The sequence below is a fragment of the Acinetobacter sp. 766875 genome (genome assembly GCF_000582055.1).
Taxonomy (GTDB): Bacteria; Pseudomonadota; Gammaproteobacteria; order Pseudomonadales; family Moraxellaceae; genus Acinetobacter; species Acinetobacter nosocomialis.
This window is the reverse complement of sequence record NZ_JEXX01000019.1, coordinates 65,059-74,666: the sequence shown is the minus strand read 5'-3', so window position 1 is coordinate 74,666 and position 9,608 is coordinate 65,059. Positions and strand designations below refer to the sequence as shown.

19 protein-coding genes and 1 pseudogene are annotated in these 9,608 nt (G+C 38.5%); 13 read left to right on the top strand and 7 right to left on the bottom strand.

Features of this window, described 5'->3' with window-relative positions:
* The 7 genes and pseudogenes from J576_RS14890 to J576_RS14860 all read right to left on the bottom strand — a co-directional run.
* Positions 1 to 323: pseudogene (locus J576_RS14890) on the bottom strand (hypothetical protein); the annotation flags it as partial.
* A gap of 11 nt (positions 324 to 334) precedes the next feature.
* Complete coding sequence (locus J576_RS14885) at positions 335 to 658, bottom strand: hypothetical protein (RefSeq protein ID WP_000064466.1); 324 nt, start codon at positions 656 to 658, stop codon at positions 335 to 337.
* A complete protein-coding gene (locus J576_RS14880) occupies positions 651 to 941 on the bottom strand; it encodes a hypothetical protein (RefSeq protein WP_000656410.1) in 291 nt (96 codons plus the stop codon). Before J576_RS14880 ends, J576_RS14885 begins: the two co-directional genes overlap by 8 nt.
* Complete coding sequence (locus J576_RS14875) at positions 941 to 1,381, bottom strand: hypothetical protein (RefSeq protein ID WP_001101440.1); 441 nt, start codon at positions 1,379 to 1,381, stop codon at positions 941 to 943. Before J576_RS14875 ends, J576_RS14880 begins: the two co-directional genes overlap by 1 nt.
* A 357-nt stretch (positions 1,382 to 1,738) precedes the next feature.
* The gene (locus J576_RS19875) at positions 1,739 to 2,065 is read right to left on the bottom strand and encodes a hypothetical protein (protein ID WP_000171519.1); all 327 of its coding nucleotides are present in this window, start codon (positions 2,063 to 2,065) and stop codon (positions 1,739 to 1,741) included.
* Between the two features lie 50 nt (positions 2,066 to 2,115).
* Positions 2,116 to 2,331 carry a hypothetical protein gene (locus J576_RS14865; protein ID WP_000370484.1) on the bottom strand — a complete coding sequence of 72 codons (216 nt, stop codon included), beginning with the start codon at positions 2,329 to 2,331 and terminating at the stop codon, positions 2,116 to 2,118.
* Between the two features lie 14 nt (positions 2,332 to 2,345).
* Positions 2,346 to 3,110, bottom strand: a complete 765-nt coding sequence (locus tag J576_RS14860) for a LexA family transcriptional regulator (protein WP_001093658.1) — start codon at positions 3,108 to 3,110, stop codon at positions 2,346 to 2,348.
* A gap of 108 nt (positions 3,111 to 3,218) precedes the next feature.
* Here J576_RS14860 and J576_RS14855 point away from each other — a divergent pair, with 108 nt between their 5' ends.
* The 13 genes from J576_RS14855 to J576_RS14795 are packed head-to-tail and all read left to right on the top strand — an operon-like array spanning position 3,219 to position 9,396.
* The gene (locus tag J576_RS14855; protein WP_000996060.1) at positions 3,219 to 3,470 is read left to right on the top strand and encodes a Cro/CI family transcriptional regulator; all 252 of its coding nucleotides are present in this window, start codon (positions 3,219 to 3,221) and stop codon (positions 3,468 to 3,470) included.
* A gap of 10 nt (positions 3,471 to 3,480) precedes the next feature.
* Positions 3,481 to 3,801, top strand: coding sequence for a hypothetical protein (locus J576_RS14850; protein ID WP_033855673.1), 321 nt, complete (start codon positions 3,481 to 3,483; stop codon positions 3,799 to 3,801).
* A 58-nt stretch (positions 3,802 to 3,859) separates the two neighbouring features.
* Positions 3,860 to 4,135 carry a hypothetical protein gene (locus J576_RS14845; RefSeq protein ID WP_002059537.1) on the top strand — a complete coding sequence of 92 codons (276 nt, stop codon included), beginning with the start codon at positions 3,860 to 3,862 and terminating at the stop codon, positions 4,133 to 4,135.
* Positions 4,132 to 4,428, top strand: coding sequence for a hypothetical protein (locus J576_RS14840; RefSeq protein ID WP_001084132.1), 297 nt, complete (start codon positions 4,132 to 4,134; stop codon positions 4,426 to 4,428). Before J576_RS14845 ends, J576_RS14840 begins: the two co-directional genes overlap by 4 nt.
* The gene (locus J576_RS14835; protein ID WP_001267986.1) at positions 4,425 to 4,781 is read left to right on the top strand and encodes a hypothetical protein; all 357 of its coding nucleotides are present in this window, start codon (positions 4,425 to 4,427) and stop codon (positions 4,779 to 4,781) included. Before J576_RS14840 ends, J576_RS14835 begins: the two co-directional genes overlap by 4 nt.
* Positions 4,782 to 4,839: 58 nt before the next feature.
* A complete protein-coding gene (locus J576_RS14830) occupies positions 4,840 to 5,733 on the top strand; it encodes a hypothetical protein (RefSeq protein WP_033855672.1) in 894 nt (297 codons plus the stop codon).
* On the top strand, positions 5,730 to 6,500 hold the full coding sequence (locus tag J576_RS14825; protein WP_000993074.1) for an ATP-binding protein: 771 nt from the start codon (positions 5,730 to 5,732) through the stop codon (positions 6,498 to 6,500). The genes J576_RS14830 and J576_RS14825 overlap by 4 nt, the downstream gene beginning before the upstream one ends.
* Positions 6,497 to 6,625: a putative phage replication protein gene (locus tag J576_RS20095; RefSeq protein ID WP_033855671.1), complete on the top strand. Its 129-nt coding sequence runs from the start codon at positions 6,497 to 6,499 to the stop codon at positions 6,623 to 6,625. The genes J576_RS14825 and J576_RS20095 overlap by 4 nt, the downstream gene beginning before the upstream one ends.
* A complete protein-coding gene (locus J576_RS14815) occupies positions 6,618 to 6,824 on the top strand; it encodes a hypothetical protein (protein ID WP_002124180.1) in 207 nt (68 codons plus the stop codon). The genes J576_RS20095 and J576_RS14815 overlap by 8 nt, the downstream gene beginning before the upstream one ends.
* On the top strand, positions 6,814 to 7,137 hold the full coding sequence (locus J576_RS14810) for a hypothetical protein (RefSeq protein ID WP_000378368.1): 324 nt from the start codon (positions 6,814 to 6,816) through the stop codon (positions 7,135 to 7,137). The genes J576_RS14815 and J576_RS14810 overlap by 11 nt, the downstream gene beginning before the upstream one ends.
* Complete coding sequence (locus J576_RS14805; protein WP_033855670.1) at positions 7,137 to 7,532, top strand: DUF559 domain-containing protein; 396 nt, start codon at positions 7,137 to 7,139, stop codon at positions 7,530 to 7,532. Before J576_RS14810 ends, J576_RS14805 begins: the two co-directional genes overlap by 1 nt.
* Complete coding sequence (locus J576_RS14800; protein WP_000783468.1) at positions 7,529 to 8,017, top strand: hypothetical protein; 489 nt, start codon at positions 7,529 to 7,531, stop codon at positions 8,015 to 8,017. Before J576_RS14805 ends, J576_RS14800 begins: the two co-directional genes overlap by 4 nt.
* Before the next feature lie 29 nt (positions 8,018 to 8,046).
* Positions 8,047 to 9,396, top strand: a complete 1,350-nt coding sequence (locus J576_RS14795) for an ATP-binding protein (RefSeq protein WP_000985644.1) — start codon at positions 8,047 to 8,049, stop codon at positions 9,394 to 9,396.
* The last annotated feature ends 212 nt before the right edge of the window (positions 9,397 to 9,608 follow it).

Below are 9,608 nucleotides of genomic sequence, written 5' to 3'. Positions count from 1 at the left end.
TTTTGAACTTCAACAATTGCTGAACCGCCGTTGCCGAAAAATTCCTCACCCCAAACACCATCAATCTTGGTTTTTACTGCTACTTCAGCAAAAGCCATAATGGTTCCATCTGGCGCGGTTTCAGACCATAAACGTACATGTCTATAAGTCCAGCCATGACCAACAGGACCAAAGGCCTGAGTCATAGCCATTAATCGCCATTGAGGGTTAATATCTGATTTACCTTTTAAATAACCAAAGTCAATTTTCTTAAGAAAATTGGTAGGCGTTTGCTTAACTGCATTCCAGATATGTAAGTTGTCTTTTGAGTTTTCAGTTGTCATTTTTCTTATCCTTATCTTGAGCCAGTGAAGCCGCGCTTAGTTTTATAAGCTTTGCGGTCATAAGTAGGGATATTTGTTTCACGCAGTTTTATAGCGAGCTGCTTTCTGCGCTGAAAATCGATTTCTTGGGTGAGTTCATTCCAAACTTTTGGATAAGAAGTTTGGAACCTGAACACATTTAAAGGCGTCTTAACTCCGTCTTTAACTTTGTAAAGAACTGAGCCATTAGCATTAGATGCGTACACTTGCCAGCCAATGCGGACAGAGTAGAGACCCTTATCATCACGGCCTAAAAATGACTTGTAGCCGTCAGGATGTTTTTTGAAATTAGACATGTTCAGCCTCCTTACATTCGCATGTACCAACAAAGGCATACGTAAGCGGGCTAGGAGCATCAACAGGTGAAACGTCCTTAATATTTAAAGGAATAATTTCTTTGCGATATTTAACTAAAACCACATCACCTTCACGGCAATTGACAATTCCTTCTCTTGAAGAAAAACGTGCAGATTTAGAAGATTGGGTTACTCTGCAAAATGAAACCTCATCACCAGCTTTGATTTTTGAACGGTCAACAGGAATCATCTTCTTGCAAGTAGGGCAGTTATAATCTTTCATTAGGCTGCCTCCAACCATTTATTACGGTCGATATAGCCCGCTAATAAAATATTTATGTTTTTATGGTCGTCATGATTGGTGAAATCATTCCAAGGTTTGCCGCTTAAGTCAGTTACTGACTCAATAGCAAGGTTAGTAATTTCAGCCGCTGTAAAATCAGATCCAGCTACACCATAGCTATCAGCTACACCGTCAAAATCGAAGCTCACGTTTAATTTGAAGCCGTCAATGCGGATAACTGCTTCACCAGATTTTTCTCCAGTTTTCTTAACAGCCAGAAGTTCATATTCAGAAGCAACGACTTGCTCGCTTTCATATGAGTAATTAGAAGGGACGCTAGAATTAGCAGTTCGATATTCACAAGAACTCAAGGCTACAAGTACAGCAATTGCTGTAACTCCAGTTACCTTATGCTTGTTTGAAAAGGTTTTTACGTTCATAATTGATCTCGCAGTTTGCAAAAGCACATCGGACCTGGGGAGGGGCGGTGTGCTTTTTTGTTGTCTGTGAGATAGATATTAGGTAAACCTAATTATTAAGTCAATAGGTATTCCTAATAAAATTAGAAATACCTAATTTTTGTGCTTTAATAGACAAAAGAAAACCCATCACAGGGATGGGTTGTTTGGAGTTTGTTATGATGACAGGAACAATAAAAAATTCATCACCACCATTAGTTATTGAGTCGATTGAAGCAGAAGGAACGGTTTGGATGTTGTCTTTTAATGGGTCGAATCCAGATGAAAATGACGCTATTGAATTGACCAAAGAACAGTGTTTTTGGTTATTCGATAAAATTATGAATATTGACCCCAATCTCTTTTATAAAACCAAGGAGATTTGCTGATGTTCCAGGTGATAAACTCACTGGGACAAAATTCCTCATCAATTACTTCTATATTTGATATTTGATTAGGCAATAGGCTCAAGGTATGAACCCTTGAATCACTTTCATAATCCCATAAATGAAATCGATCATCTTTATTGTGCGCTCGTCTACTTGGGCCAAAGTCCATAGGGGCGCATTTTCTAACTAATTCTCGATTATCTTCTTTTGAAAAAAAAGATAGTTTTACTTTCTTTTTTGAATCAATTGCTTGTTTAAAAACATTTTCTAATGTCATTTTATTCTCCACCCGATCTGTTGTTAAGACTGTGTCGGGTTCACAGTTTATTAATCTTTTATGTTATTAATTTTCTGACCTAGCTTTCCTTCTTTTACCAACTGCACGACCTGCTCATTAGTAAGCACAGGAATAAAGACTTTGTCGCCAATATCTTTAGAAAGAATCTTTACTTCTTCAGCAGTCAACACCAAAGCTTCACCATGTTTTGCAGCATCATTGATGCGAGCAATAATCTGGTTGATTGGTCGTTTTGAATTGTCCATAAGTCTTCCTGTGATTAATGCGAATAAGGATGTTCTTGTCTATGCTGACTTGGCGGCACGATATCTGTAATAGCGGTAATACTTTCAACCTCGTCCATTTCAAAGAAAAATCGCTCACCACCATTCACAGAAAGCAAACTTAAAACCCCACCATTGATGCCGACAAATTCTTTAATTGTGCATCTTCCATCCTTCAAGCACACCTGAACAAACTCATTCGGCACAAGATCTGCATCAGGGTCGCATACAACATACCAGCCATTACGAATTGCTGGAAACATTGAGTCGCCAGTTCCTTTAATGCCATAGGCTCTTGGTCCTGCTGAGTGAGTTGGAACATACCCATCTCCAGCATTGCCTTCATAACCCATATCTGTGAAATAGCCATCCATGCCCATCTTGGAGTAAGCCTTAACAGGAACCCAACGCTTAGATGATGGGATAAACGGTTTTTCGATAATTGTTGAAAATAAAAGAGCTTCATCACTATCACTAATGTTGTATTTCTTTTTGAACTCTTCGATATCCAGTTGTTTAAATTTATCTCTCGTGCTTGATTGAATCTCTCCCGTGCCAGATGCAAGCCATGAAGGATTTACATTCAAAAATTTTGAGGCACGTAATAAATTTTCACCTTCCATTGTTTTGGATTTTCCAGACAGCCAATCACTCACAGAAGGAGGTTTAACTCCTACTGCACGAGCAAGCTCAACACCTTTAATCTTTTTAGGTGGCAAAACTTCCATGGCATACCTAAGTCGTTCAGCAAGAGTATTCATACAACTATCCTCAGAATGTTAGGAAATCCTAACATAAATAAAATTAGGTATTCCTATTGATTCAATATAAGGAATGCCTAATAATTAAAGAAAAATTAGGAGCACGTTATGAATGACGCACAACTTATAGACAAGCTAGGTGGTGTCACAGCGGTAGCAAGACTTCTGGGGATTGCTCCGTCATCAGTTAGTGGATGGAAAGCTATCCCCCTTGATAGAAAAATCAGGCTAGCAGTTATTGCTGAAGATCTTGGTTTAACAACGCGAAAAGAGCTTTTCCCTGATAACTATCAAGATATTTGGATTGAACTTCGTCCCCAGACGACAAAAAGCAAAAACCTTGGATCATTAACCGCTTAGGAACTAAACCATGAGCAAAGTATTAAATGAATTGCCTGCAAGCGCTAGCAATAACGAATCGCTCATATTGCAATCACTTAACGCTAGCAATCAAAGACAAGTAGCAGAGATGATAAATGTCGATGCAAGCATCCTTTCACGGATGAAAACAGAAAAGAAATCAAATGGATGGACTGAGATTGAGTTTATTAGCTTTTTGTTGACAGCCATTGGTTTGAAGGTTGTGCAAGAAAGTGATGTGTATTGTTCACCTGAAATTGCAGAAGCAACGCGAGTCTATTTAGCACATGCATTCACTTCACCTGAATACATGCGGATTTTATTCAAATAAAAAACCACTACCTGCGCAAACAGGAGTGGTTTATAGGCATTCAATTGAGGTGGATCAAATGAACACAAACAATTTATCAGAACAACCAATCGAACTCAACTCACCAGATTTTTTAATAGGTGACGTTGTAGTACTTACTAAAGAGTGTCGAAGTTTTAAATCAAACGATTTATTTGAGGTTAAAAATAAAACTTTGACTAGGTTGTGGACTATCAAATCAGAGAATCATTTGATTCTGGTTTCTTCAAAAGAAATCCGCACAGCAACAGTTGCAGAACTTAATGCCAAACGCCGACTAACAAGCGCAGAGCAAGCATTAGCGGAGGTGTCATGAACAGCTTTACACACCAAATCAAAGATTCTCGCCAGCAAAGTGAAATCCAATCTTTCTATGAGCCTGCATTGCGAGTACTTGGCCACCTATTTGAGGTGAAAAAGCAAAATTTACGCAACAAAGGGTATGACGAAAATAATGCGGCGGTAACCAAAGTTGAATTTTCAGAGGCTATGGCTCGTCAATTTCGCATAACGCAGTGGTTAGCACAACAGATTGTAACCAGCTTAACCAAAGCGTGTTTGGTTGATTCGTTTGGTGGCTATGTTAAGCCAAAGGATGGTGAAAAGTGAGATATGCAGCAAGAAGAAAACAGGATATTTCCGTTTCCACCACACCGCTAGAGGTGGTAATTCCACTGGAACAACCAGTAAAGATCTATTCGGCTAAAGAATTAGCAGCTATGCCACTTTCAGTTATGAATGCCGCAATTGAGGCTCAGGAAAGATTTTATCAACTTGAAGAATTAACTCATATGGGGGGGCAGGCTATAGCAGTTCGCCGTCTTATGGAGGATGGGCACAAGCTAATTCAGGTGAAAGAAAAGTCTCGCATTCGCTACAAAATCAACAACGAATTTATTCCTCCAAGAATTATTCGTCAGTTGGAAATGCGCGGATTAGTGAAGCTTGGAAGGGGTAAGTAATGATTATTATCACCCCTTCAAAGCCCCTTCGAACCCCCTTCAAAGGAGATAAATAACCATGCGTGACTATGGGAAAGTCTCACCACATTTCTGGACGGGAACTACGGGAAAAAAACTTCGTCAAACACCTGAAGGCTTAATTGTCGCTATGTATTTAATGACAAGCCCTCACGCGAACATGCTTGGCTTGTATTACATACCCCTTCTATATATTGCTCATGAAACTGGCTTGGGCTTTGAAGGGGCTTCTAAGGGGCTTCAAAGAGCCTGTGAAGCGGGGTTTTGTAGCTATGACGAAGCCACGGAGACAGTCTGGGTGCACGAGATGGCACGTTTTCAAGTAGCTGAGTCATTAAAGCCAGCCGATAACCGCTGTAAGAACGTGCAAAAAGAGTATGACTCATTGCCGTCAAGCCCTTATTTATCAAGCTTTTTCGATAAATATGCACAAGCATTTTGTATGACTCAAAAGCGTGGCGAAAACGCCAAAATAGATAGCCCCTTACAAGCCCCTTACAAGCCCCTTCGAAGCCAGGAACAGGAACAGGAACAGGAGCAGGAGCAGGAACAAGAAAATACTCACACACAAAACGCGGTTGAAAATTTTTCAGCGGCCGAGGAGTCTTGGAAACCAAATCGTGAACTATTGCTGAATGTTCTTAGGACTTCACAAGTGGGTGCACAAGCAGAGCAGGTTTTAAAAATGCCAAATTATGAATTTCATCTTGGCAACTTCAATGCTCACTGGGAAAACAAAATTGATCTCACGGAAAACCAACGAACTCGAAAGTTTGCAACTTGGTTAATTCAGGAATTCACAAAGTCGATAAGACCTAAAAAACAAAACTCACCAATGAAAACTGCACCAGCAAGAGACGTAAACAGTGCTTGGGGTGATTCAAAACAGTATGCACCAGCCACAGATGATATCGATGTAGGGGAGATGCTATGAATGCATTGAGCAAACAATTCAAAACTGAGCTGGTACAAACTAATCAGTTTTGCCCTAAACACAATGAGTTAATGGTTTTATTAATTGGTCGTCCAGTTTGCCAAACATGTGCAAATGAAGCGTATGTGAAATCACAAATTGAACACGCACACCAAGTCAACCTTATGGTACGCGAGAAACATTTTGCCGGAGCAAAACTTCCTGAGCGCCACAAGGAAAGCGGATTTAAAAATTATGTGGTGAGTATTGATCCGCAGAAAGAAGCTAAAGCTGCTTGCCATAAATTTGTTCAAGATTTTAATTCAGGGAAGAAGCGCAATCTGATTATGGTTGGGCGTACAGGAACAGGCAAAACCCATCTTGCATGTGCTATTGCTCGTAACGTTTTAGACAAGCGTAGTTATGTTCGTTACGTCACCTCAGAAGACATGGCAAATGAAATTGCGACTGCATGGACAAAGCCAGATGACAATGAAGCAAATGCAATTTTTCGCTTCACGGACTGTGATTTATTGATATTGGATGAATATGGTTTGCACGACCAACACGAGAGTCGATTGCAGCTCGTTCATAAAGTTTTATATGCACGTTATGACGAAAAAAAGCCGACAGTTTTAATTTCCAACATGACGCTTGAGTCTACAGAAAAGGCGCAAGGTTTGAAGGAAAACTTAGGGGACCGTTTATGGTCTCGGTTTCAACATGACGGTTTGACAGTAGTTGAATGTGACTGGGATGACTTGCGTTTTGGTGGGGCAGGATCATGACTAAATTCGAGATTTTAAGCTGTGGCTTACTCATTTCGTGTGTAACAGCAGTACTTTGCGGTGCGGTGGTTTTGTGGTGCTTGGCGCGTAAAGAGCTAGATGAAAAAGGATATCGCCATGAGTAAATGCCAACACTGTGCAGTTGAAGAGTTAATAAATTCTTACTGCGGTTTTGCAGAAGTTAAGACTCTTTGTGAAAAATTACGAGGTCGATATAACCGTAGTGGCTTATCTAATACTGATTACAACGAGTTACTTCAATTAGAGAAGGCACTTGACCAAGCGAAGAAGTTTAATGCGGAGGGCGCAAAAAATGGACAGTAGATGGATTGAAGCGCAACGCCGTGAAATGGAAAAGCTTATTTCACCAGAGCTAATCAAGTCGAGGAATTTAGCACGTCAAAGTTACTTCGATCATATGGAAAAAGAAATGGCTGACCACGTATCACGCTCAATTGAACCACTCAGCGGTAAAAAGCAAAGCACTCTGGTTGAACTAAGGGAGTCAATTGAAAAACTGGCTCAGAAGTATAAACAAGATGCTCATTCTTCCAGCCTTTTTGGTGATCAGGATAAAGCGCGAGTTTATAACTGCTTTGCTAATCAATTGGACCATTTGCTGAAAGGTGGTGCTTGATGTCATCAGTCAGCATTGCTGAATACCGTAAGTTATTTCCTATTAAGAAAAATAAAAAGCGGCGTTCAGCAAAGCAAATTGCCAGACAACCAAGTGTGGGTGAAATGGTTCTGGCAACGCATTTAAAAGCATGCAAGATCAGTTTTGAACAGGAATATAAATTCCATCCAACACGCAAATGGAGAGCAGATTTTCTGATTACTGGTACAAAAATTTTGATTGAGGTTGAAGGCGGGATCTGGAGCGGAGGTCGCCATACGAGGGGCAAAGGTTATCTAGGAGATATGGAGAAATACAACTCCGCAGCAATGATGGGTTTTACAGTTTTACGGTTCAGCACAGAGCAAGTTAAAGCAGGCGTGGCGATTAAACAAATTGAGCAATTGGTGGGATGAAAATGAATATGCCAGTACAACAACACATTTTACAAGCGGTCGATTGGTCTAAATATAGTACTGAAGATTGGTTTCGGCAATTTGGTGCATGGATTAATGGTGATTCTGAAAGAAAACAGAAGTTTTATAAATCTATGCCCACAAAAAAATTAACTAAAAAACAAAGAGTAGAATTGCTAGCCCGATATTTAAGTGATGAAAATTTCAAAGAGTCAACATATCCCAAAGGGATTTCTTGTCAGATAAATGACAATGAAGCACGCGCTTTTCAACGTATTATTTTAGATTTAAGAAAATACAATAGTGAAGTTTTTCAAGAATGGTTAGATGTGATTTGGTGCGTATATGTTGACAATAATAAATTAAGAAAAGCAGCTGCTTTATTTGAAACGTCTACAATTCAAATTCGCCAAGATTTAAAATGCGGTTTAGCATTTATAAGTGGTAGATACCCTAATTTAAAAACAGATTTGCTAAATATTTGATATTATTCATCCAAATAGGGGGTATATACATGGCAATTAAGAATTACGATAGAAAAACATTTGGCAAGTTATTAAATGAAGTTGTTTCACCTTCTAGACCAGTATTGTCTTTAGAGCATTTAAAAGGAAGAGAAAATCAATTAAGTAGAATCCAACAAGCACTTTATGCAACAGGAAGAAATGTTTTTATTTATGGTGAAAGAGGTGTAGGTAAGTCTTCATTAGCTGCTACCGCCGCTAATGAATGGTGTGGGGGGCATGATTGTTATATCGATATTTCATGTGCTCCAGATACTACAGTCTTGTCGATGATCTCAACTATCGCAACTCAAGCAATCAATAAAACTGTATTAAAAAGGAAAAAAGTAAAAAATACCTTCCAAATTGGCTTTAAATGGTTCACTTTCAAAAGAGAAAGTGAAATTGAATATATAAACTTTAAAAATGAAATTAAGTGTTTAAGTGATGGAATTGAAATATTAAAAGAGCTTTCAGAGTTTTTTGATGAACCTTTATTAGTAGTAGTTGATGAAGTTGACCGAATAAAAGAGTTAGAAGAGGTAGAAAAATTTGCTGACTTTTTAAAGCAATTAGGGGATAAGCGAGTTGATGTTAAATTTATCTTTACCGGTATTGCAGACACACTTGATGAAATACTAGGATCGCATCGATCTGCAATACGTCAATTAGAAACTATAGAGTTGCCTAAACTATCTTGGGATGCTCGATGGGAAATTGCTATAGAGGCAATGAAAGCATTTGATATAAGTATTGATCGTTCAATTTATATCAGGATTGCATTGATCAGTGATGGTTATCCTTTTTACGTTCATTTAATAATTGAAAAATTATTATGGCTACTCTACGACAAACCTACTCAAATAACTGAAGTTGAATGGGAGGATTATCACGCAGCAATTGATATAGCAATCGATGCTATACATACGGAATTGTCTAGACCATATGAAAAAGCAATAAATCAACGTTCTCGTGATTACGAAGAAGTTGTTTGGTCAACTATTGTCGCTGAGGATAATATTGGTGAATACATAAAAAGTATGTATGACCAATATTTAGGAATTATGAAGCAATTTAAAGATAGTGAAGTCTTAGATATAAAGAAATTCTCTTTAAGGGTAAGAAACCTACTTAAAGAGGAATATGGCCCTATTTTGAAGACTGGTTTAAAAAAGGGGCAGTTCATTTACAATGAAAAAATGTTACGAGGATATGTACGTCTTAGGGCAGAACAAAAAGGTGTCGAATTAGTATTAGAAGCTAAAGAAATCTCAGAGCTTAAGAATAAAACTCAAGCAACAGCTAAATCAAATAAAGCTTATTTTCCTCATCCTCCACGAACCCGTTATAAGTCTTTTTAAAAAGTGTTTTTTGATTTATTGACTTGTGTACACAGGTTATGGCATATTCATTATACAGTGTTCGAAGTGTAACTGTTTTTTTACCACATACGTGGTTATTTGATGAAAACTCATTCATACAAACAGTGGAAGAACCTGTTTAATACTTACCACACTGGTGGTTATTTTTAAAAAGCTCATCAATCGATGGGCTTTTTGCGTTTTATTGGTAT

Bases quoted from the DNA above. Each gene is read 5' to 3' on its own strand.
- J576_RS14840 (WP_001084132.1), top strand. From the start codon at position 4,132: ATGAACAGCTTTACACACCAAATCAAAGATTCTCGCCAGCAAAGTGAA.
- J576_RS14825 (WP_000993074.1), top strand. From the start codon at position 5,730: ATGAATGCATTGAGCAAACAATTCAAAACTGAGCTGGTACAAACTAAT.
- J576_RS14815 (WP_002124180.1), top strand. From the start codon at position 6,618: ATGAGTAAATGCCAACACTGTGCAGTTGAAGAGTTAATAAATTCTTAC.
- J576_RS14885 (WP_000064466.1), bottom strand. From the start codon at position 658: ATGTCTAATTTCAAAAAACATCCTGACGGCTACAAGTCATTTTTAGGC.
- J576_RS14860 (WP_001093658.1), bottom strand. From the start codon at position 3,110: ATGAATACTCTTGCTGAACGACTTAGGTATGCCATGGAAGTTTTGCCA.
- J576_RS14850 (WP_033855673.1), top strand. From the start codon at position 3,481: ATGAGCAAAGTATTAAATGAATTGCCTGCAAGCGCTAGCAATAACGAA.
- J576_RS14880 (WP_000656410.1), bottom strand. From the start codon at position 941: ATGAAAGATTATAACTGCCCTACTTGCAAGAAGATGATTCCTGTTGAC.
- J576_RS14830 (WP_033855672.1), top strand. From the start codon at position 4,840: ATGCGTGACTATGGGAAAGTCTCACCACATTTCTGGACGGGAACTACG.
- J576_RS14810 (WP_000378368.1), top strand. From the start codon at position 6,814: ATGGACAGTAGATGGATTGAAGCGCAACGCCGTGAAATGGAAAAGCTT.
- J576_RS14875 (WP_001101440.1), bottom strand. From the start codon at position 1,381: ATGAACGTAAAAACCTTTTCAAACAAGCATAAGGTAACTGGAGTTACA.
- J576_RS14805 (WP_033855670.1), top strand. From the start codon at position 7,137: ATGTCATCAGTCAGCATTGCTGAATACCGTAAGTTATTTCCTATTAAG.
- J576_RS14845 (WP_002059537.1), top strand. From the start codon at position 3,860: ATGAACACAAACAATTTATCAGAACAACCAATCGAACTCAACTCACCA.
- J576_RS14865 (WP_000370484.1), bottom strand. From the start codon at position 2,331: ATGGACAATTCAAAACGACCAATCAACCAGATTATTGCTCGCATCAAT.
- J576_RS20095 (WP_033855671.1), top strand. From the start codon at position 6,497: ATGACTAAATTCGAGATTTTAAGCTGTGGCTTACTCATTTCGTGTGTA.
- J576_RS14795 (WP_000985644.1), top strand. From the start codon at position 8,047: ATGGCAATTAAGAATTACGATAGAAAAACATTTGGCAAGTTATTAAAT.
- J576_RS14855 (WP_000996060.1), top strand. From the start codon at position 3,219: ATGAATGACGCACAACTTATAGACAAGCTAGGTGGTGTCACAGCGGTA.
- J576_RS19875 (WP_000171519.1), bottom strand. From the start codon at position 2,065: ATGACATTAGAAAATGTTTTTAAACAAGCAATTGATTCAAAAAAGAAA.
- J576_RS14800 (WP_000783468.1), top strand. From the start codon at position 7,529: ATGAAAATGAATATGCCAGTACAACAACACATTTTACAAGCGGTCGAT.